Below are 20710 nucleotides of genomic sequence, written 5' to 3'. Positions count from 1 at the left end.
GATCTCCGCCCCGCGCCCGCCCCGCCCCGCGCCCAAGCCCGCCCCGCGGACGAGCCCGTCCCGCGCCCGAGCCCGCCCCGCACCCCCCCCCGCACCCCCGGGCACCCGGTCGGCACCCCCTCCGCAGCCGACCGCGCCCGTATACGGGACAATCGGAACAGCTCCTGGATCAACCTACGCGGAGGCATCGTGTCCGGATTTGTAGAAAAGCCTGAGCCCGTGCAGGTACCGGGACTCACCCACCTTCACACCGGCAAGGTGCGCGACCTGTACCGGAACGAGGCCGGTGACCTCGTCATGGTCGCCAGCGACCGGCTGTCCGCTTACGACTGGGTGCTGCCGACCGAGATCCCGGACAAGGGCCGTGTCCTGACCCGCCTCTCGATGTGGTGGTTCGACCAGCTCGCCGACCTCGTGCCCAACCACGTCCTGTCGACCGAGGTGCCTGCCGGGGCCCCCGCCGACTGGGCCGGCCGCACCATGATCTGCAAGTCGCTGCGGATGGTCCCGGTCGAGTGCGTCGCCCGCGGCTACCTCACGGGCTCCGGCCTCGTCGAGTACAACGAGTCCCGCACCGTCTGCGGCATCGGGCTCCCCGACGGCCTCGTCGACGGCTCCGAGCTCCCCGGGGCGATCTTCACCCCCGCCACCAAGGCGGCCGTCGGCGACCACGACGAGAACGTCAGCTACGAGGAGGTCGCCCACCAGGTCGGCGCCGAGACGGCCGCCCTGCTGCGCCGGACGACCCTGGACGTCTACGGCCGGGCCCGCGGCATCGCGCGCGAGCGCGGGATCATCCTCGCGGACACCAAGTTCGAGTTCGGCTTCGCGCCCACCGCCGACGGCGGCGAGGAACTGATCATCGCCGACGAGGTGCTGACCCCGGACTCCTCCCGCTTCTGGCCCGCCGCCTCCTGGGAGCCGGGCCACGCCCAGCCGTCGTACGACAAGCAGTTCGTGCGCGACTGGCTGACCTCGCCGGCCTCCGGCTGGGACCGCAAGAGCGAGCAGCCGCCGCCGGCACTGCCCCAGGAGATCGTGGACGCGACCCGCGCCAAGTACATCGAGGCGTACGAACTCCTCACCGGTACACCCTGGAAGTAGCCGCCCCGCACACGAAGAAGCCCCCGGCCGGAAGGCCGGGGGCTTCTTGCTGAACCGAGCGGACGACCAGGTTCGAACTGGCGACCTCAACCTTGGCAAGGTTGCGCTCTACCAACTGAGCTACGTCCGCAAGCGCCGAAGCGCGATGACCACTATACCCAACCCCGCTCGCGTGCGAGACGCACTGCCGCGTGCCGGTTCTCCGCCCCGAGCTTCGAGGCCGCCGCCGAGAGGTAGTTCCGCACGGTCCCCTGCGACAGCGACGCACGCTCGGCGATCTCAGAGACCGGCGCCCCGTCCGCCGCCAGCTCCAGCACCTCGGTCTCGCGCACGGTCAGCGGCGAGTCCCCGGCGGCGATCGCGTCCGCAGCCAACTCCGGGTCCACATAACGGTTTCCGGCGTGCACGGTACGGATGATCCCGGCCAGCTGACGGGCGCTGACCGTCTTCGGTACGAACGCCCGCACCCCCGCCGCGAGTGCCCGCTTCAGGTGCCCCGGCCGGCCGTGGCTGGTCACGATCATGGTCCGGCAGCCCGGGAGCTCGGCCCGCAGCGATGTGGCCACGTTCACACCGTCCGCCCCCGGCATCTCCAGGTCCAGCACCGCCACATCGGGGCGGTGCGCCCGGGCCATGGCGAGCGCCTCCGGACCCGTCGCCGCCTCCGCGACCACCACGAGGTCGTCCTCCAGCGCGAGGAGGGCGGCGAGCGCGCCCCGGATCAGATGCTCGTCGTCGGCGAGCAGCACGCGTACCGCGGTCATCGTCGTCCCTCCACCAGGCCCGGCCCCGGGCCCACCACCACACCGGGACTCACCACGGAGCCCGGACGCCTCATCCCGGGGACCGCCGCCCCGCCTCCGTCACGGGAGCCCCTGCCGGGGTCACGCGCCTCCTCCAGGCCGTCCAGCGGGACGGTCGCCGTCAGCCGGAACCGCCCGCCCTCCGCAGGCCCCGCCTCCAGCGAGCCGTCGAGCGCGCCCAGCCGCTCCCGGAGGCCGGCCAGCCCGGAGCCCGGACCGCCGGACGCGGTGGCTGCCGCGGTGGCCGTCGCCCCGTCGTTCTCCACGTGCAGCACGGCGGCGTCCGCGGTGGCGTCCAACCGGATCACGCAGCGCCGGGGGTCGCCGTGCCGCAGCACGTTGGTCGCCGCCTCGCGGACCACCCAGCCGAGCGCCGCCTGCACCGGCACGGGCAGCCTGTCGCCGTTGTCGGCGCTCACCACGCACTCGATGCCGGCCGCGCTCAGCACTCCCTGGGCCCCGGCCAGTTCCGTGATCAGGTCGGCCTCCCGGTACCCGCGCACCACATCGCGCACCTCCTGCTGCGAGGCGCGCGCTATCCGCTGCACCTCGACCATCTGGTCCACCGCATCGGACCTGCCGCGCTGCGCCAGCTCCACCGCCAGCTCGCTCTTGAGCGCGATGACCGCGAGGTTGCGGCCCAGCACGTCGTGCATGTCGCGCCCGAACCGCAGCCGTTCCTCGGCCACGGCGAGCCTTGCCTGTATGTCCCGGGCCTGCTCGGCCTGCCACATCACGCTCATGCTCCAGGCGCTCGGCCGTACCGAGATCAGGACCAGCACACAGCCGAAGAGGGTGCAGGGCACCACGCCGGCCAGGGTGCCGCCCCGAAGCCCGGCCGCCGCGAGCGCCGCGGTGGTCAGGAGGGTGAGGCAGAGCGACTCGATCATGAACCTGCGGACCGGGACCAGGAGCACGCGCGTGATCACCAGCGCCATCGGGGCGTTCAGCGCCATGAGCAGCAGTCCCGAGCCATGGACCCCGTCCACTCCGAACAGCGCCGCCAGCAGCCCGATGGCCAGCACCAGGAGCGCCACGGGGGCGAGCATGCGCCGCCAGGGGAAGACGGAGAGCCGGAGGTAGTGCTCGTAGGCCGGTGACAGGTTGCGGTTGCTGAGCACGCACTGCGCCACGCTCACGATGAGCAGCGCCACACCCAGGGTCAGCGGCAGCGGCTCGTGCCGGATGTCGTGGTCGAAGGGCGCTCCCTGCCAGGCCAGGGTGAAGATCCAGGGCATCGAGGAGATGGTGAACCGTGAGTAAAGGTCGATCCGCTCCATCTTGCCGCGCTCCTGCCAGCTGCGGCGCCAACCCCGTAGGCGCATCACGGCCCGTCCTCCCTGTCAGCGTCGCGGATCCCAGCGGAACCACCGCTGCACAGCAAACACGCCCACCGCCGTCCAGACCAACCCGGTCAGCGCCGCCCCGAGCAGCTCCGAGCCCCCGGGGCCGCCGAGCCAGCCGGCCCGGATCAGCGTCATCACTCCGGTCAGCGGCAGGAGTTCGCAGAACGTCGCCAGCCGGTCGGGGAATATCTCCAGCGGAACGAAGAGCCCCGAGCCCATCATCGAGACGAGGAACAGCGGCAGGGTCGTCAGCTGGGCGGTCTGCACCGTGCGGGTCACCACGGAGGTGACCGCGGCCAGCACCGTCAGCAGCACCACGCCCAACAGCAGCCCCGCGACCAGTAGTTCGGGCCGCTCGGGTGCGCCGAGGCCGAAGAAGGCCGTGCCGGCGACGAGAATCACCACGCTCTGCGTCAGCGCCAGCGCGCCGGCCGGCAGGGCGGTGCCGGCGAGGATCTCCCCGTCGGTGACCTCGCCGGTGCGCAGCCGCTTCAGGACCAGCTCCTCGCGCCGCGCCACATAGGCGGCGACGAGGTTCATGTAGACGGCCTGGACCAGCACCGTGCCGATGCCGCCCATGAGTACCGCCCCGGCGACGGTGAGCCCGGTGTCCTTGAGGTCCACCTTCTCGAACGCCGACCTCATGGCCATGATCATGGCCGCCGGCATGAGCAGCGCGACGAAGATCGCCGTGCGGTTGCGGGCGAGCAGCGTCAGCTCGGCCCGCCCGAGAGCCGTCAGCCGGGTCCGGGCCGTCGTCCCCGTGGTGCGCTTCGCGGTGGGTGCGGCGGTGGTCGCGGTCGTCATGGAACAGGCACCTCTTCGGTCTGGGCGGCGGACTTCGCGATGTCGAGGAACGCCTCTTCGAGGGAGGCCGAGCGGGCGTCTAGCCCCAGCAGCGGGACGTCCGACTCCGCGGCCCAGCGCAGCAGTTCGGTCAGTGAATCCTGGAGCCGGTGCGTACGGATCTCGATCCGCGGGCCCTCGGCGGCGGCGCGGAGCCCCAGGGGCAGCCGCGCCGCGGGTATGCCCCCGGGCAGCTCGAAGCGGATGCGGGCGGGGCGGGCGGCCGTCACCTCGGCGGTGGTGCCCGTGGTCACGATCCGGCCGCGGTGCATGATCGCCAGCCGGTCGGCGAGCGCCTCTGCCTCCTCCAGGTAGTGCGTGGTGAGCAGCACGGTGATGCCGTCCTCCTGGAGGCGGCGCACCAGCTCCCAGGTGTCGCGCCGGCCCTCGGCGTCGAGACCGGTGGTCGGCTCGTCGAGGAAGAGCACCTCCGGCCGGCCGAGCAGGGCCAGCGCCAGGTCCAGCCGCCGCCGCTCGCCGCCGGAGAGCTGCTTGACCCGGACGCGCGCCCGGTGGCCGAGCCCCACCAGTTCCAGGGCCTCACCGGTCGGCCGGGCGCCGCTGGTGCAGCCCGCCCACATCCGTACCGTCTCGGCCACCGACAGCTCGGACGGGAAGCCGCCCTCCTGGAGCATCACGCCTATCCGCGGGCGCACCCGGGCACGCTCGGTGTACGGGTCGTGGCCCAGCACCCGGACCGTGCCGCCGTCGGGGCGGGCCAGGCCCTCCAGGAGCTCGACGGTGGAGGTCTTGCCGGCGCCGTTCGTGCCGAGGAGGGCGAACAGCTCGCCGCGCGCCACGCTGAAGGAGACACCGGTCACAGCCTCGAATCCGCCGGCGTAGCTGCGCCGGACGTCATCCGCCTGGATCACGCACTCACGGGACATGTCGTCGCTGGTCATGTCTCAAGGTTTCCTCCGGCGGACCGCCGAGGGCAGTGCGCGCTGTCACCACCACCCATGACAAACGTCATGGGTGGTGGCGCGCGGGCCGGGAAAGCACACGACAGGGCGGAGAATCCGCGCCGCATACGAAGAAGCCCCCAGCCGAAAGGCCGGGGGCTTCTTGCTGAACCGAGCGGACGACCAGGTTCGAACTGGCGACCTCAACCTTGGCAAGGTTGCGCTCTACCAACTGAGCTACGTCCGCATTGCAACCACTCGGCTTTCACCGGTGGAGCGAGCACTACTCTACCTGATCCACCGGAGTGGTCATGAAGAGTGATGCAGAGCGGGTGACAGGAATTGCACACTGCGCCTTCCCCCTGGAAGGGGGATGTTCTACTACTGAACTACACCCGCACGCTGCTTGGGGTTCGGCTTTTCGGCCTTGCCCTTCGGCGTGCTCCAGACTCTAGCCGACCTGCGGGGGTGTCGCGCAAGTCGGCTCCCGCGAGGCGGCCTGCCGGGCCCCCTTGACGGGGCGTCGGGCGCGTCCGGCGGGCGGGTCCGGCACGGCCGGCCGGCCCGTCCGCCGATGCGGACGCAGGGTCAACTGGCTTCCTGGAACGCCTCGTAGACGCTCTTGGGAATCCGGCCCCGGGCCGGCACGTCCATCCGGTGCGAGCGCGCCCAGGCGCGCACCGCCGCGGGGTCGGGCGCGAGCGAGGTGTGCCGGTACGAGACGGGAACCTTGCCGTGTTTGCCGGCATTTGTCTGCTTGCGGCCGGCCGCCATGTACGGGGCCAGGGCTTTGCGCAGTTTCTTTGCGTTGGACGGATTGAGGTCGATCTCGTACGACTTCCCGTCGAGGGCGAAGGTGACCGTTTCCGCCGCTGTTCCCCCGTCGATGTCGTCGGAGAGTGTGACCACTACGCGCTGAGCCACGGATATCGGTCCTTTCCTACGGCGCCGGCGCTTCTGACATGCGCCGATGCCGGCCTTCCGGCTGTGAGCGCGGATGCGGGCCGACTGTTGTCGGTGTCGCGGGGGCAATCCTGCTTTCCCCGGTAATCATTTGTACAGCGACTGGTGCCGCATTGTGAAGCCCGGGCAATTACCTGCGCGTGTCCGCCCCTATGTGTGCGCCGGCGATCATTTGTTTCGCGGGATTTCCGCTGCCCGGTGATCGGCCGATATCTCGGCGTGATCTGCCCCGTTTGATATCTACCCGCGTAGAATTTCCGGGCAGGTACGCTGAGTGGACCCGCGGGGGTCTGGGGAACCCCCCGGAGAAACAGCCGCACCACACCACCACACCGGGAGTGCCAGTGGCACGCGTCGTAGTCGACGTCATGCTCAAGCCCGAGATCCTCGACCCGCAGGGACAGGCGGTGCAGCGCGCACTGCCCCGTCTCGGCTTCGAGGGAATCGCGGACGTACGTCAGGGAAAGCGTTTCGAGCTGCAGGTCGAGGGGCCGGTCGACGACGCCGCCCTCGCCCGTATTCACGAGATGGCGGAGACCTTCCTCGCCAACACCGTGATCGAGGACTTCACCGTGAAGGTGGAGAACGCCGAGGAGTCGAAGTGACCGCTCGTATCGGAGTCGTCACCTTTCCGGGCACGCTCGACGACCAGGACGCCCTTCGGGCCGTACGGGTCGCGGGCGCCGAGCCCGTGTCGCTGTGGCACCGCGACAAGGACCTGCACCAGGTGGACGCGGTCATCCTCGCGGGCGGTTTCTCCTACGGCGACTATCTGCGCGCCGGAGCCATCTCCCGGTTCTCGCCGGTTATGGAGACGGTGATCGAGCAGGCGAAGGCGGGCATGCCGGTCCTCGGCATCTGCAACGGCTTCCAGATCCTGACCGAGGCGCACCTGCTGCCCGGCGCGATGCTGCGCAACAACCACCTGCACTTCATCTGCCGCGACCAGACCCTGCGCGTCGAGAACGCGGAGACCGCCTGGACCTCGGACTACTCCGCGGGCCAGGAGATCTCCGTACCGCTCAAGAACATGGACGGCCGCTACACCGCCGACGAGCACACGCTCGACGAGCTGGAGGCCGAGGGCCGCGTCGCGTTCCGCTATGTGGGCCGCAACCCCAACGGCTCGCTGCGCGACATCGCCGGCATCACCAACGCCGCGGGCAACGTCGTCGGCCTGATGCCGCACCCGGAGCACGCCGTGGAGCCGCTGATCGGCACCGGTCGCACCGACGGTCTCGGTTTCTTCACCTCGATCATCAAGAAGCTGGTCAACGCATGAGCCTGGACACGGTCAAGCACGCGGCCGAAACCCCGGACACCGAGCAGCCCTGGAAGGAACTCGGCCTCAAGGAGGACGAGTACGCCCGCATCCGCGAGATCCTGGGCCGCCGTCCCACCGGCGCCGAGCTCGCCATGTACTCGGTGATGTGGTCGGAGCACTGCTCGTACAAGAGCAGCAAGGTCCACCTCAAGCAGTTCGGCGAGAAGGTCCCCGCCAACGACGCCATGCTCGTCGGCATCGGTGAGAACGCCGGTGTGGTCGACGTCGGCCAGGGGTACGCGGTGACCTTCAAGGTCGAGTCGCACAACCACCCCTCGTACATCGAGCCCTACCAGGGCGCGGCCACCGGCGTCGGCGGCATCGTCCGCGACATCCTCGCCATGGGGGCCCGCCCGGTCGCGGTCGTCGACCCGCTGCGCTTCGGTGCGGCCGACCACCCCGACACCAAGCGCGTCCTGCCGGGCGTCGTCGCGGGCATCGGCGGCTACGGCAACTGCCTGGGCCTGCCGAACATCGGCGGCGAGGTCGTCTTCGACGCCTGCTACCAGGGCAACCCGCTGGTCAACGCCGGCTGCATCGGTGTCATGAAGCACGAGGACATCCACCTCGCGCAGGCGTCCGGCCCCGGCAACAAGGTCATCCTGTACGGCGCCCGCACCGGCGGCGACGGCATCGGCGGCGTCTCCGTGCTGGCCTCGGAGACCTTCGAGTCGACCGGCCCGGCCAAGCGCCCCGCCGTCCAGGTCGGCGACCCGTTCCAGGAGAAGCTCCTCATCGAGTGCACCCTGGAGATCTTCAAGGAGAAGCTCGTCGCGGGCATCCAGGACCTCGGCGGCGCCGGGCTCTCCTGCGCCACGAGCGAGCTGGCCTCCGCGGGCTCCGGCGGCATGCGCGTCGAGCTGGACACCGTGCCGCTGCGCGACTCCTCCCTCTCGCCCGAGGAAATCCTCATGAGCGAGTCGCAGGAGCGCATGTGCGCGATCGTCGAGCCGCAGCACGTGGACCGCTTCCTGGAGATCTGCGAGAAGTGGGACGTCATCGCCACCGTCATCGGTGAGGTGACCGAGGGCTCGCAGCTGGAGATCTTCTGGCACGGCGAGCAGATCGTGGACGTGCCGCCGCGGTCCGTCGCCCACGAGGGCCCGACCTACCACCGCCCGTACGCCCGCCCGTCCTGGCAGGACGCGCTCCAGGCCGACGACGCCGGCAAGCTGGCCCGCCCGGCCGACGGCGCCGAGCTGCGCGAGCAGGTCCTCAAGCTGGTCTCCTCGCCGAACCAGGCGTCGAAGTCCTGGATCACGGACCAGTACGACCGGTTCGTGCAGGGCAACACCGTGCTCGCGATGCCCGAGGACGCCGGCATGGTCCGCATCGACGAGGAGTCCAACCTCGGCGTGGCCATGGCGACCGACGGCAACGGCCGGTACGCCAAGCTCGACCCGTACACCGGCGCGCAGCTCGCGCTGGCGGAGTCGTACCGCAACGTCGCCGCCTCCGGCGCCAAGCCGCTCGCCATCTCGGACTGCCTGAACTTCGGTTCGCCCGAGGACCCGGACGTCATGTGGCAGTTCGCCGAGGCCACCCGCGGTCTCGCGGACGGCTGCCTGGAGCTGGGCACCCCGGTCACCGGCGGCAACGTCTCGCTGTACAACCAGACCGGTGAGACGGCGATCCACCCGACGCCGGTCGTGGCCGTGCTCGGAGTGATCGACGACGTCACGCGGCGCACCCCGGTCGCCTTCGCGGAAGAGGGCCAGCTCCTCTACCTGCTGGGTGACACGCACGAGGAGTTCGGCGGCTCGGCCTGGTCCGAGGTCGTCCACAACCACCTCGGCGGTCTGCCGCCCAAGGTGGACCTGGGCCGCGAGAAGCTGCTCGCCGAGATCCTGATCTCGGGGTCCCGCGACGGCATGATCGACGCGGCGCACGACCTGTCGGACGGCGGTCTGATCCAGGCGGTCACCGAGTCCTGCCTGCGCGGTGGGAAGGGTGCCCGGCTGGTCGTGCCGGACGGCCTGGACGCGTTCACGCTGCTGTTCTCGGAGTCCGCGGGCCGCGCGGTCGTCGCGGTGCCGCGCAGCGAGGAGCTGCGGTTCAACGACATGTGCGGGGCGCGCGGTCTGCCCGTGACCCGCATCGGTGTCGTGGACGGCGACGAGGTCGAGGTCCAGGGCGAGTTCAGCATCCCGCTGAGCGAGCTGCGTACGGCGCACGAGGACACGATCCCCGCGCTGCTCGCGTAGCCCGCACGCGGGTACGCCCCGGCAGAAAGCCCCCGACCGGTCCGACCGGTCGGGGGCTTCGTGCGATGTGCGTACGGGGAAGCGTCAGGCCCTTGAGCGGGTGCCCGGCAGCCGGGTGGAGAGGAGCAGGGCGAGGACCATCACGCCGGTGGCGCAGGCGAAGACCGCGTCGGTCGGGGAGGTCCAGGCGTAGTCCTCGCCGCCCCACTCGGTGACCAGGAGCAGCGCGGTCGAGAAGGCGGCGGCGAGACCGGCGCCGAGCTGGTGCAGGACGACCATGGTCACGCTCATCAGCCCGCCGCCGCCGCCGATGCCCTGGATGGCGCGTGCGGCGATCAGCTCGCCCATGGACTGGGCCATTCCGCACAGCGCCGATCCGGTCAGGAAGGTGGCGAGCGCCCCGATGAAGACGGTCTTCGAGCCGACGGAGTCGCAGAGCTTGCCGTACAGCGGCAGCGCGGCGGTCGCGGCGAGCTGGTAGGCGGTGATCAGCCACGGAATCCGGTCGACGCCGTGGACCGGGCCGGGATCGCGGACGATCGGCACGGTTGCGAAGGACAGGATGTTCGAGTCCAGGACGGCCGGCAGGATCGTGACGATGCAGAGCGCCACCGCGACGGTGACGCCCCGGTCGGTGGCCGGTCGCTCGGCGACGGCGGCCTGTGGCGGTGGGTCCGCGGTCTTCGTCCCGGGCATGGCAGGGCTCCCCCTTCTCGGCAGCACGGGCAGCGCGCCGCTGCGGCCCCCCCCGTTCCGGTAATCATGTACTGAGTCAAGTTTTCATCCAGGATTAATTTTCATCCTGGTACAGTGATCCCATGACCGAGGGGATGGGCCTGCGCGAGCGCAAGAAGATCGAGACGCGACGCCGTCTGCTGGCACAGGCCACGAAACTCTTCGCCGAGCGCGGCTTCGACCAGGTCTCGGTCGCGGAGATCGCCGAGGCGGCCGACGTATCGAAGATGACCGTCTTCAACTACTTCGACAGCAAGGAAGACCTGGTCTTCGCGCCGATGGAGGAGCACATCGGCGACGCCGCCCGGATCGTGCGGGACCGCGCTCCCGGCGAATCCGCGGTCGCGGCCATGCGCCGGCACTTCCTGGCGGCCGTCGAGCGCCGGGACCCGTCGGTCGGGATGAGCGACTTCCCGGTGGCGCTCGGTCTCGTCCGGCTCATCCAGCGGACGCCCGCCCTGCTCACCCGCGCCCACGCCTTCTTCGTCCGCACCCTCGACGAGCTCACCGACGTCCTGATCGAGGAGGGTGAGGAGCCGGCCATCGCCCGCGTCGTCGCCTCCCAGCTGCTCGGCACCCGCAACGCGCTGATCACCGAGAACCACCGGCGCCTGCTGGCCGGTGAGTCCGCCGACGCGGTCGCGGCGGACGCCGTCATGCTCGCCGGCCGCGGCTTCGACCTGCTGGAGAAGGGCCTCGGCGACTACGCGAGCCGTCCCTGACCGCCTGCGGGGGCGCCTCGCCCCCGTTCCGGGCGGCCTGGGGTGACTACGCGAGCCGTCCCTGACCGCCTGCGGGGGCGCCTCGCCCCCGTCCCGGGCGGCCTGGGGCGACTACGCGAGCCGTTCCTGACCGCCTGCGGGGGCGCCTCGCCCCCGTTCCGGGCGGCCTGGGGCGACTACGCGAGCCGTTCCTGACCGCCTGCGGGGGCGCCTCGCCCCGTCCCGGGCGGCCTGTCAGTGCAAGGCCGTAGGCTCCGCACCATGCCGCCCTCGCAGAAGCGCGCCCGTCGCTACGACCCGGTCAGGACCCGCACCGCGGTCCAGGCCCAGTTCGCCCATGTACGGGACGCCGTCCGCACCCTGACCCCGCAGCAGCTCGGCGCCCCGAGCGGCCTCGGGGACTGGACGGTGCGCGAGCTCGCCGCCCACGTCACCATGGCGCTCTCGCACGTCAGCCAGACCCTGGAGCTGCCCGCCCCCGCCCTGGCCAGGCCCGAGGTCTCCCTCCTGGAGTGGCCGTTCACCACGGCCGCCCGCGCCCCCCGGAGCGCCGACGACACCGCCGCACGGGTCACCGGCGCACCGGACCTGGACACGCTGTACGCGGAGGTCGCCGCCCGCTTCGAGGCGCTGGTGCCGGCGGCCTCCGAGGACCGGCTGCTGGCCACCCGGGTCGGGGCGATGCGCCTCGGCGACTTCCTGGTCACCCGCACCGTGGAGCTGGTCGTCCACACGTACGACCTCAATGAGGCGACCGGGCTCTCCATCCCGTACGACCGCCAGGCGCTCGCCGCCTGCACCCGGCTGCTCGCGGACGCGCTGGCCCAGAGGGCGCCCGGCGGGTCGGTCGAGGTGCGGGTCCCGCCGTTCGCCGTGGTGCAGTGCGTCGAGGGCCCGCGCCACACCCGGGGCACCCCGCCCAACGTCGTGGAGACCGATCCGCTGACCTGGATACGGCTGGCGACCGGGCGTACGGAGTGGGCGCGGGAGGTCGAGGCGGCGAAGGTCGGGGCCAGCGGCGAGCGGGCCGACCTGTCCGCCCTGCTGCCCCTCATGGGCTGACCGGGCCCCGGGCCCGGCCCCCGATGGCCGAGTGCGGGAACCGGACCGCCCGTGCCGGCCGTCTCACCCGCATGCAGCTCACTACGCGGCTCTCCACGCGGCTGCGGCATCTGGCCGTCGGCCTCCTGGCCCTGATCGCCCTCACCGCCTGCGGCACGGAGTCCGCCGACGGGACCGGCTCGGGCTCCTCGCGGTCCGCCCCCGCCGGCGACAGCGGCTCCGCACAGCCCGCCCGGTCCGTCACCGGCGTGCGCTGGAGCGTCGACGCGGTGACGGTCGACGGGCGGCGCACCGAGGCCCCGACCGGCGCGCACGTGGAGATCGACGCGAAGGGGCGGGCGAGCGGCAGCTACGGCTGCAACCGGTTCACGGCGCGGGCGCGGCTCGACGGCCACACCCTCAGCGTCGAGCCGGGGACGACCACCGAGACGGGCTGCGAACCGGGCGTCCAGCGCTTCGAATCCCTGCTGGCCAAAGCCTTCAGCGGCAAGCTCACCGCCACCGTGGAGAACAAGACCCTCACCCTGACCACCGCCGAGGGCGACAGCATCACCCTCACCGCCCGGCGCCCGGTCCCGCTCGCCGGCACCGACTGGCGGGTCACCACCCTGGCCACCGGCTCCAGCGCCTCCTCCGTGCCCAGCGGTACGCAGGACGAGGCGCGGATCACCTTCGGCCGGGACGGCACGGTCCACGGCACCCTCGGCTGCAACACCTTCCGGTCCACGGCGAAGGTCTCCGGCTCCACGATCACCTTCGGCCCGCTCACCGCCACCCGGAAGATGTGCCCGGACCCGGAGATGCGGCTGGAGCGTGCCGTACGGGCGGTGCTCGACGGGAACCGGACGACCTTCGGCATCGATCAGCGCACGTTGACGCTCACCACCGAGGACGGCGCCCGGGGGCTCGGCGCCTCGGCGGCGGACGGAAGCGGCTGAAGCGAACGCCTGACGACGGACAACCGGCCGCGAAGGGCCGCCGGGTGCACCGAGATGCCGCATACCGGGCGGCGGCGGTGTGAGGCTCGCCACGAAACGACCGTTCGGGCTCTCCTCGCGAGGCCGCCGCGAGCCGCCTCACGCAGCGCCACGAACCGGCCCGCCGATGCCATAGGCCGGGTGGCCGGAACCTGTCGGTAACCGGCCGGTGATCCGGATGTCGCCTGCCCTGCGGCGGTTGCCGCGCGTAGACCGGGACGCGGAGGCGATCACTCCCGGTGACCGTTCGGGCGGCCCCGGGGGCGTTCCCCGGAGGCGCTTCCGCAGCGGTCCGGCGGGGCATCCCCAATTCGGACCAGTGGTCGATCTCCCCTACACTCGGTGGCGTGCCTCGTGGTGATGGACGACTCAACCACGACCTGCTCCCCGGAGAGAAGGGCCCCCAGGACGCTTGCGGCGTCTTCGGTGTCTGGGCTCCGGGCGAAGAGGTCGCCAAGCTCACCTATTTCGGACTGTATGCCCTGCAGCACCGTGGACAGGAGTCCGCGGGCATCGCAGTGAGCAACGGGTCCCAGATCCTGGTCTTCAAGGACATGGGACTGGTCTCGCAGGTCTTCGACGAAACCTCCCTGGGATCGCTCCAGGGCCATATCGCGGTCGGTCATGCCCGCTACTCCACCACCGGCGCCTCGGTGTGGGAGAACGCGCAGCCGACGTTCCGTGCGACCGCGCACGGCTCGATCGCCCTGGGTCACAACGGAAACCTGGTCAACACGGCCCAGCTCGCGGAGATGGTCGCCGACCTCCCGCGCAAGGACGGCCGCGCCACCCAGGTCGCCGCGACCAACGACACCGACCTGGTGACCGCCCTGCTCGCCGGACAGACCGACGAGGACGGCAAGCCGCTCACCATCGAGGAGGCCGCCACCAAGGTGCTTCCCGAGGTGCGGGGCGCCTTCTCCCTCGTCTTCATGGACGAGCACACGCTCTACGCCGCCCGTGACCCGCAGGGCATCCGCCCGCTGGTCCTCGGCCGCCTGGAGCGCGGCTGGGTCGTCGCGTCGGAGTCCGCCGCCCTCGACATCTGCGGCGCCAGCTTCGTCCGCGAGATCGAGCCGGGTGAGCTCGTCGCCATCGACGAGAACGGCCTGCGTACCTCCCGATTCGCGGAAGCGAAGCCCAAGGGCTGCGTCTTCGAGTACGTCTACCTGGCCCGCCCCGACACCGACATCGCCGGGCGCAACGTGTACCTCTCCCGCGTGGAGATGGGCCGCAGGCTGGCCGCCGAGGCGCCCGCCGAGGCGGATCTGGTCATAGCGACCCCGGAGTCCGGCACCCCCGCCGCCATCGGCTACGCGGAGGCCAGCGGGATTCCGTTCGGCGCCGGACTGGTGAAGAACGCCTACGTGGGCCGGACCTTCATCCAGCCCTCCCAGACGATTCGCCAGCTGGGCATCCGCCTCAAGCTGAACCCCCTCAAGGAAGTCATCAAGGGCAAGCGCCTGGTGGTCGTGGACGACTCGATCGTCCGCGGCAACACCCAGCGCGCACTGGTCCGGATGCTCCGTGAGGCCGGCGCCGCCGAGATCCACATCCGGATCTCGTCCCCGCCGGTGAAATGGCCCTGCTTCTTCGGCATCGACTTCGCGACCCGCGCCGAGCTGATCGCCAACGGCATGTCCGTGGAGGAGATCGGCACCTCCATGGGCGCCGACTCGCTCGCGTACATCTCGATCGACTCGATGATCGAGGCCACGACGATCGACAAGCCGAACCTGTGCCGCGCCTGCTTCGACGGCGAGTACCCGATGGAGCTTCCGGACCCGGAGCTGCTCGGCAAGCAGCTGCTGGAGACCGAGCTGGCGGCAGGCCCTGCGGCGACGGCCGCGGCCGACGCGCTGCGCCGTCCGTGACCCGGACCGCCCGGCAGCCCTTCCCCCAGCCCCGTATTTCCACACGAAAGATCCCAGGCAATGTCTGAGACAACAGGTGCTTCCTACGCGGCAGCGGGCGTCGACATCGAGGCCGGCGACCGCGCCGTCGAGCTGATGAAGGAGTGGGTGAAGAAGACGCAGCGCCCCGAGGTCGCGGGCCTCGGCGGTCTCGGCGGCTTCGCCGGCCTCTTCGACGCCTCGGCGCTCAAGCGCTACGAGCGTCCGCTCCTGGCCTCCGCCACGGACGGCGTCGGCACCAAGGTCGACCTCGCCCGCCAGATGGGCGTGTACGACACCATCGGCCACGACCTCGTCGGCATGGTCGTCGACGACCTCGTCGTCTGCGGCGCCGAGCCGCTGTTCATGACCGACTACATCTGCGTCGGCAAGGTGCACCCCGAGCGTGTCGCGGCCATCGTCAAGGGCATCGCCGAGGGCTGTGTGCTGGCCGGCTGCGCCCTGGTCGGCGGGGAGACCGCCGAGCACCCGGGCCTGCTGGGTGCGGACGACTTCGACGTGGCCGGCGCCGGCACGGGCGTGGTCGAGGCCGATCGCCTGCTGGGCCCCGACCGCATCCGCAAGGGTGACGCCGTGATCGCGATGGCGTCCTCCGGTCTTCACTCCAACGGGTACTCGCTCGTCCGCCACGTGGTCTTCGACCGGGCCGGCTGGACGCTGGACCGCCAGGTCGAGGAGTTCGGCCGGACCCTCGGCGAGGAGCTCCTGGAGCCCACCCGGATCTACTCCCTGGACTGCCTGGCGCTGACCCGTACGACCGAGGTGCACGGCTTCAGCCACGTCACCGGCGGCGGCCTGGCCAACAACCTGGCCCGGGTCGTCCCCGACTCCCTGCACGCGACGGTGGACCGCTCCACCTGGACCCCGGGCGCGGTCTTCGACCTCGTCGGCAAGGCCGGTCAGGTCGAGCAGCTGGAGCTGGAGAAGACGCTCAACATGGGCGTCGGCATGATCGCGATCGTCCCCGCCGAATCGGTGGACGCGGCGCTGACCACCCTGGCCGACCGGGGCGTCGACTCCTGGGTCGCCGGCGAGATCACCGACCGGGGCGCGCACACGACGGGCGCGGAGCTCGTGGGCGCGTACGCACGCTGAGTGGGGACCGGCGATCGCTCCCGCACCGCCGGGACACGCACGGAACGCCGGGCGGGCCCTCGAGCCCGGCCGGTCACCCGCCGCCTCGTCCGCTCCGGACCGGGACAGCACAGAACCCGGTCCGGGACAGGCCCGGACCGGGTCGATGTGTCAGCGCGAGGTCAAGCGCCGCGGCGCTTGGACGACGGACCGGACTGCTGGTCCTCGCCCTCGTCCTCGTCGTCGTTGTAGAGATCCGCGTACTGTGCGTACGGGTCATCTTCCTCGTCGTCGTCCTCGAACGGCTCCGCGTTCGGTGGTTGACTCGAAGGCGATGCGCCCAGCTCATTGGCCAGACGCGACAGGTCAGTCCCGCCGGTGCTGTACTTCAGCTGACGGGCGACCTTGGTCTGCTTGGCCTTTGCCCGGCCGCGCCCCATGGCTCGACCCCCTCGGTGACGGGGCTCGACGGCCCCAGAGTCTTGACACGCGTTCATGTTTCAGGACGGACTCTCGGCAGAGAGACCGTGCCTGTAGAGCTTTAACGGTACCTGCTTCCGCGGCCATACGGTACGCCGCCCGCATCACGCGCCCCGGAAGAGGACCCGCGAGACGCCCCGTCCTCGCTGGTCAACTGCGATTTTAACCTCTTATCGGCAGGCGACCCGCCGACCGGCGTGAGTCTTGTCTCGCCAGCCGGCCGCCGGGGCGCGCGAAAGAGGGCCGCCGGCCGGAGCCGGCGGCCCGGGGGCCTGCGGGGGTCAGCGGCGGCGGGCCTCGGCCATCCGCTGCTCGGCGATCCGGTCGGCCGCGGCGGCCGGCGGAATCCCGTCTTCCTTCGCACGTGCGAATATGGCCAGCGTCGTGTCGAAGATCCTCGCGGCCTTGGCCTTGCACCGGTCGAAGTCGAAGCCGTGCAGCTCGTCGGCGACCTGGATGACCCCGCCCGCGTTCACCACGTAGTCGGGCGCGTACAGGATCGCGCGGTCCGCGAGGTCCTTCTCGACGCCCGGGTGCGCGAGCTGGTTGTTGGCGGCCCCGCACACCACCTTCGCGGTGAGCACCGGCACGCTGTCGTCGTTGAGGGCGCCGCCCAGGGCGCAGGGGGCGTAGATGTCCAGGCCCTCGGTGCGGATGAGCGCCTCGGTGTCCGCCGCGACGGCGACCTCGGGGTGCTTCTCGGTGATCCGGCGCAGGGATTCCTCCCGCACATCGGTGATCACGACCTCGGCCCCGTCCGCGAGCAGGTGCTCGACCAGGTGGTGGCCGACCTTGCCGACGCCGGCGACCCCCACTTTTCGGCCACGCAGCGTCGGGTCGCCCCACAGGTGCTGGGCGGAGGCGCGCATGCCCTGGAAGACGCCGAACGCGGTGAGCACGGAGGAGTCGCCGGCGCCGCCGTTCTCGGGGGAGCGGCCGGTGGTCCAGCGGCACTCGCGGGCCACCACGTCCATGTCGGCGACGTACGTGCCGACGTCGCAGGCCGTCACGTAGCGGCCGCCGAGCGAGGCCACGAACCGGCCGTAGGCGAGCAGCAGTTCCTCGCTCTTGATCTGCTCCGGGTCGCCGATGATGACGGCCTTGCCGCCGCCGTGGTCGAGACCGGCCAGGGCGTTCTTGTACGACATGCCGCGCGCGAGGTTCAGCGCGTCGGCGACGGCCTCCGCCTCGGAGGCGTACGGGTAGAAGCGGGTGCCGCCGAGGGCCGGGCCCAGGGCGGTGGAGTGGAGCGCGATGACGGCCTTGAGGCCGCTGGCACGGTCCTGGCAGAGGACGACTTGTTCGTGTCCGCCCTGGTCCGAGTGGAACAGGGTGTGCAGGACATCGACAGGCACGCCGGTCACATCGGTCACTGTGGTGACTCCCAAGTACGAAGCGGCGGAAGGACCCTCCTGAAGGTGGGGAGGGCCCACCGGGCCGACCTTCACGGACGATCCGGATGGGCAAGAGGGTAAGTCCTACGCCCGCGTAGATCTGTTCCAGTGCCGAGGATCACCCCCTACCGGGGGACAGGCGTGACACGATCACCGCATGTCGGTGGTGTCTTCGGTGCTCGTCCCTTACGCGTCCTACCTCCGGGTCTACGAGCCACTGGCGGCCTTCCCGGAGGCCGAGCGCGCCCATTGGGTCCGCTATGCGGCCCGCGACCGGATCCCCACGGCCCAGGACGAACTGCGGCGCTCGCTGGCCGACTTGGCGGCGACCACCCCCGCCGGAGTGCCCGTCCACGAGAGCGCGGACGCCTTCGTCGCGGAGGTGGACGGCGTGGTGTGCGTGTGCCCGTGGCGGACCCGGCTGCGCGGCTGGCTGGCCCTGGAAGGGCTGGCGGACCTGTTCCCCGGGCCGGTGCTCGACGCGGTGCTGCCGCCGGTGGTGCGCGGCCAGGCGCTGGCCGACCACGAGCGGTGGGCGGAGCGCAATCCGGACGCCCGGCCGTGGATCAGGACGGCGGTGTGGCAGGTTCCGGTGCGCTGGTTCGTGCTGTTCGCGGACGAGGAGCGGGAGCACGTGACGGCCGGGCCGGACGGGGAGCCGCCCGTGTTCCGGTACCGCACGCCGATGGTCCAGGCGCGGCGCCGGCTGGCGAGGTCCCTCAGGACGCTGCGGGAGACGATGGACGAGGGGCCGCTGACCGCGGGGCTGGTGGATGTCGGGCGGTGGCTGGAGGAGTTCCATCCGCGCGCGCTAGTCGAGCTGGACTACGGCGGCCTCGTGCACGCGCTGCCGGAACGGGAGCTCGCTCAGGACCGGAGCGCCGCCGATGTGGCCGAGGGCATCGCCGCGCTGCGTGCCGGGGACGCCGAGAGGGCGGCCGAGGCGTACGCGCGTCTCGCGGAGCGCTGGCGGGCCGTCAGGGACCGTCAGTTCGCCAACTGACGAGCGATGAACCTGTTGCGTGTGTGACACGTGGGGGTGAAGGGGCGGAAGCTTCTCAGGGGGCGTCAGGACCTACGTCCCGAACCGGGCCTTTGCCTCAACCGTGACGGATAGCACTTACGGGGCCCTTGCGCCCTTCCCCTCCCCTCGTGCCAAAATAGGACAAGGAGTCCGGGGAGGACTCCATCCGTCCATGTATGGGCGGATTGCTTCTGCATTGCACGCTATGGGGGGTCTGGTGACCCCTGATCGCTCTGTGACTGATCGTCACGGGGGTGTGACTGTCCGCTATGGCATGGTCCATCGGCTTTCCGTCGCTGATGAACACCTGGGAGGGCAATTCCATCGGTTTGGCCGACGTGGCTGGACGGATGGTGTAGTTGTAGTGCCGAGGACAAGCCGTTCGTCCTATAACCGACTCGGCCCGCGTCCGCCATTTCGGGCAACGTGGGTCAAGGTGCAGAATTTAGAGGAAAGAACCGAGATGGTTCGGTTCTCCCGAGGAGGCCGCTCATGACCGCTCGCACCCCTGATGCCGAGCCGCTGCTGACCCCGGCTGAGGTTGCCACGATGTTCCGCGTGGACCCGAAGACGGTTACCCGTTGGGCGAAGGCTGGCAAGCTCACGTCCATCCGCACGCTCGGTGGACATCGCCGTTACCGCGAGGCAGAGGTCCGCGCACTGCTTGCGGGTATTCCGCAGCAGCGCAGCGAGGCCTGACATACCCCCTGTCACCGCGTCACACCTGGGCTTTTGGGTCCCCCAACCCACTTGCTCACCCATAGCTCCATATGACGGGCGCCCGCCCCAACGGGCGCCATACCTGTGCCATACGGGTCATGTCATCCGATCGCGCTGGACTCCGCCGGGTCCAGCGCGATTTTTTTGTGCGCGCGCCGGCTTCCCGTACGTCTGCCGGTCCGGCTCCGTGCGGACCTGCGCGGGAGTGTTTCCGCGCCCCTGCCGCGTCGCTCCGTGGTCCCGCCGCACCGGCCCGGGGGTCTGCCGGGTCCGCCCCGTGAGGGTTCGGATGACACCCTCCCGAGAGGTGCAATTGCACATATTAAATTCGCCAGTTGTAGGAAGGGTGTAAAGTCACCTCTTCTCAAAACTGATTCAGTGACACCCGTCACACTGCGCGGGTGTTGCACCGCGTGGGTGCCGCCACCTACGAGCCTGCCACTGTGAGGAAGCCGACGGCCGCGCCGAAGGTCATGTCGTGGGAGGACTTACGTCCCCCGCCCGCGATGCCCGCGGTGCCTGTGGTGCCGGCACAGAGCCTCGTCGCCGCTCCGCAGGGTCATCGGGCGCCCCGGAGGGCTCGTCGGCCGCCCGGGCGCCCCGAGGGGCCGTCACGGGCTCCATGGCGAGCCGCAGCAGCCGGGCGCAGACCGCGCAGTGCCGGGTGAGATGGCGGTAGCCGGACGCGGCCGCCAGGTGCGCGCGCAGCAGCGCGCGGATCTCGTGCCGGGGCGCCCTGCCGGGCCCCTGCGCCGGCTCGCGGTACCCGTCGCCCGTGGTCGCCCCCATCGCGCCACCTCCCGGTGGATGCGCGCCGCCCCACTCCGGGAATCCGGGGGCGGACCCTGGTTTCTGAGTACTCGTCGGCGGACACCGGAGTCAAGACGCGTGAAAGCCCGGATCCAGGGGATCCGGGCTTTCGTTACTGCGGTCCTGACGGGATTTGAACCCGCGGCCTCCACCTTGACAGGGTGGCGAGCACTCCTAACTGCTCCACAGGACCAGGTTTTCGCTGCTGCCTTGCGGCCCGCTGCGAAGACAGACTCTACAGGAGGTCAGCGGGTGCGGTCGAACTCACTCCTGGTTGCGGAGCCGTCACCCGCACCCACTGCCCCGC

At 71.0% G+C, this 20710-nt stretch carries 19 protein-coding genes, 4 tRNA genes and 1 pseudogene; 11 read left to right on the top strand and 13 right to left on the bottom strand.

What is annotated here, in order from left to right; translation table 11 throughout:
* The first annotated feature begins 189 nt into the window (after nt 1-189).
* Complete coding sequence (locus tag E6R18_RS16060; protein ID WP_136317560.1) at nt 190-1104, top strand: phosphoribosylaminoimidazolesuccinocarboxamide synthase; 915 nt, start codon at nt 190-192, stop codon at nt 1102-1104.
* 57 nt (nt 1105-1161) lie between these two features.
* Here the strand turns inward: E6R18_RS16060 and E6R18_RS16055 are convergent.
* The 8 genes from E6R18_RS16055 to E6R18_RS16020 all read right to left on the bottom strand — a co-directional run bounded on the left by E6R18_RS16055 (nt 1162) and on the right by E6R18_RS16020 (nt 5925).
* Nucleotides 1162-1234, bottom strand: a tRNA-Gly gene (locus E6R18_RS16055).
* Between the two features lie 22 nt (nt 1235-1256).
* Entirely contained in the window at nt 1257-1868 is a 612-nt protein-coding gene (locus E6R18_RS16050; protein WP_136317559.1) for a response regulator transcription factor, read from the bottom strand.
* Nucleotides 1865-3232 carry a histidine kinase gene (locus tag E6R18_RS16045; protein ID WP_136317558.1) on the bottom strand — a complete coding sequence of 456 codons (1368 nt, stop codon included), beginning with the start codon at nt 3230-3232 and terminating at the stop codon, nt 1865-1867. Before E6R18_RS16045 ends, E6R18_RS16050 begins: the two co-directional genes overlap by 4 nt.
* 18 nt (nt 3233-3250) lie before the next feature.
* Nucleotides 3251-4060 (bottom strand): ABC transporter permease, encoded by an 810-nt coding sequence (locus E6R18_RS16040; protein WP_136317557.1) that lies wholly within the window; start codon nt 4058-4060, stop codon nt 3251-3253.
* The gene (locus E6R18_RS16035; RefSeq protein ID WP_136317556.1) at nt 4057-5001 is read right to left on the bottom strand and encodes an ABC transporter ATP-binding protein; all 945 of its coding nucleotides are present in this window, start codon (nt 4999-5001) and stop codon (nt 4057-4059) included. Before E6R18_RS16035 ends, E6R18_RS16040 begins: the two co-directional genes overlap by 4 nt.
* Before the next feature lie 174 nt (nt 5002-5175).
* Nucleotides 5176-5248 (bottom strand) — tRNA-Gly (locus tag E6R18_RS16030).
* An 80-nt stretch (nt 5249-5328) separates the two neighbouring features.
* Nucleotides 5329-5400: transfer RNA gene (locus E6R18_RS16025), tRNA-Gly, on the bottom strand.
* Between the two features lie 189 nt (nt 5401-5589).
* Entirely contained in the window at nt 5590-5925 is a 336-nt protein-coding gene (locus E6R18_RS16020) for an Lsr2 family protein (RefSeq protein WP_206308296.1), read from the bottom strand.
* Nucleotides 5926-6308: 383 nt separating this feature from the next.
* Here E6R18_RS16020 and purS point away from each other — a divergent pair, with 383 nt between their 5' ends.
* Genes purS through purL form a run of 3 tightly spaced genes read left to right on the top strand, consistent with a single transcriptional unit; the run spans nt 6309 to nt 9492 of the window.
* Nucleotides 6309-6569 (top strand): phosphoribosylformylglycinamidine synthase subunit PurS, encoded by a 261-nt coding sequence (purS, locus tag E6R18_RS16015; protein ID WP_018101738.1) that lies wholly within the window; start codon nt 6309-6311, stop codon nt 6567-6569.
* Nucleotides 6566-7246 carry a phosphoribosylformylglycinamidine synthase subunit PurQ gene (gene purQ, locus E6R18_RS16010; protein ID WP_018554114.1) on the top strand — a complete coding sequence of 227 codons (681 nt, stop codon included), beginning with the start codon at nt 6566-6568 and terminating at the stop codon, nt 7244-7246. Before purS ends, purQ begins: the two co-directional genes overlap by 4 nt.
* Nucleotides 7243-9492 (top strand): phosphoribosylformylglycinamidine synthase subunit PurL, encoded by a 2250-nt coding sequence (purL, locus tag E6R18_RS16005; RefSeq protein ID WP_136317555.1) that lies wholly within the window; start codon nt 7243-7245, stop codon nt 9490-9492. The genes purQ and purL overlap by 4 nt, the downstream gene beginning before the upstream one ends.
* A gap of 174 nt (nt 9493-9666) precedes the next feature.
* On the opposite strand, the pseudogene E6R18_RS16000 reads toward purL, so the two are convergent.
* A pseudogene (locus E6R18_RS16000) lies at nt 9667-10188 on the bottom strand (MFS transporter); the annotation flags it as partial.
* A 122-nt stretch (nt 10189-10310) separates the two neighbouring features.
* Here E6R18_RS16000 and E6R18_RS15995 point away from each other — a divergent pair.
* The 5 genes from E6R18_RS15995 (at nt 10311) to purM (ending at nt 15996) form a co-directional block, all read left to right on the top strand.
* Complete coding sequence (locus tag E6R18_RS15995) at nt 10311-10949, top strand: TetR/AcrR family transcriptional regulator (RefSeq protein ID WP_136317554.1); 639 nt, start codon at nt 10311-10313, stop codon at nt 10947-10949.
* Nucleotides 10950-11210: 261 nt separating this feature from the next.
* Entirely contained in the window at nt 11211-12011 is an 801-nt protein-coding gene (locus tag E6R18_RS15990; RefSeq protein WP_136317553.1) for a maleylpyruvate isomerase family mycothiol-dependent enzyme, read from the top strand.
* Between the two features lie 71 nt (nt 12012-12082).
* Entirely contained in the window at nt 12083-12949 is an 867-nt protein-coding gene (locus E6R18_RS15985) for an META domain-containing protein (RefSeq protein WP_136317552.1), read from the top strand.
* 386 nt (nt 12950-13335) lie between these two features.
* A complete protein-coding gene (gene purF, locus E6R18_RS15980; RefSeq protein WP_136317551.1) occupies nt 13336-14862 on the top strand; it encodes an amidophosphoribosyltransferase in 1527 nt (508 codons plus the stop codon).
* Nucleotides 14863-14922: 60 nt separating this feature from the next.
* Nucleotides 14923-15996: a phosphoribosylformylglycinamidine cyclo-ligase gene (gene purM, locus E6R18_RS15975; protein WP_136317550.1), complete on the top strand. Its 1074-nt coding sequence runs from the start codon at nt 14923-14925 to the stop codon at nt 15994-15996.
* 161 nt (nt 15997-16157) lie between these two features.
* Here the strand turns inward: purM and E6R18_RS15970 are convergent, their stop codons facing one another.
* A complete protein-coding gene (locus E6R18_RS15970) occupies nt 16158-16415 on the bottom strand; it encodes a DUF3073 domain-containing protein (protein WP_136317549.1) in 258 nt (85 codons plus the stop codon).
* Nucleotides 16416-16736: 321 nt separating this feature from the next.
* Nucleotides 16737-17828: a Glu/Leu/Phe/Val dehydrogenase dimerization domain-containing protein gene (locus tag E6R18_RS15965; protein ID WP_136317548.1), complete on the bottom strand. Its 1092-nt coding sequence runs from the start codon at nt 17826-17828 to the stop codon at nt 16737-16739.
* Nucleotides 17829-18006: 178 nt separating this feature from the next.
* On the opposite strand from E6R18_RS15965, the gene E6R18_RS15960 reads away from it, so the two are divergent.
* Both E6R18_RS15960 and bldC read left to right on the top strand, forming a co-directional pair.
* On the top strand, nt 18007-18852 hold the full coding sequence (locus E6R18_RS15960; RefSeq protein WP_136317547.1) for a hypothetical protein: 846 nt from the start codon (nt 18007-18009) through the stop codon (nt 18850-18852).
* 513 nt (nt 18853-19365) lie between these two features.
* Nucleotides 19366-19572, top strand: a complete 207-nt coding sequence (bldC, locus tag E6R18_RS15955) for a developmental transcriptional regulator BldC (RefSeq protein ID WP_003949541.1) — start codon at nt 19366-19368, stop codon at nt 19570-19572.
* Nucleotides 19573-20064: 492 nt separating this feature from the next.
* On the opposite strand, the gene E6R18_RS34885 is transcribed toward bldC, so the two are convergent.
* A complete protein-coding gene (locus E6R18_RS34885) occupies nt 20065-20382 on the bottom strand; it encodes a DUF6274 family protein (protein WP_136317546.1) in 318 nt (105 codons plus the stop codon).
* A 139-nt stretch (nt 20383-20521) separates the two neighbouring features.
* Nucleotides 20522-20596: transfer RNA gene (locus tag E6R18_RS15945), tRNA-Asp, on the bottom strand.
* Nucleotides 20597-20710 lie beyond the last annotated feature (114 nt).

The organism is Streptomyces sp. A1277 (assembly GCF_004795015.1).
Classification (GTDB): Bacteria; Actinomycetota; Actinomycetes; order Streptomycetales; family Streptomycetaceae; genus Streptomyces.
Note: the sequence above shows the minus strand (reverse complement) of the source record. Positions and strands in the feature narration are given on the sequence as shown.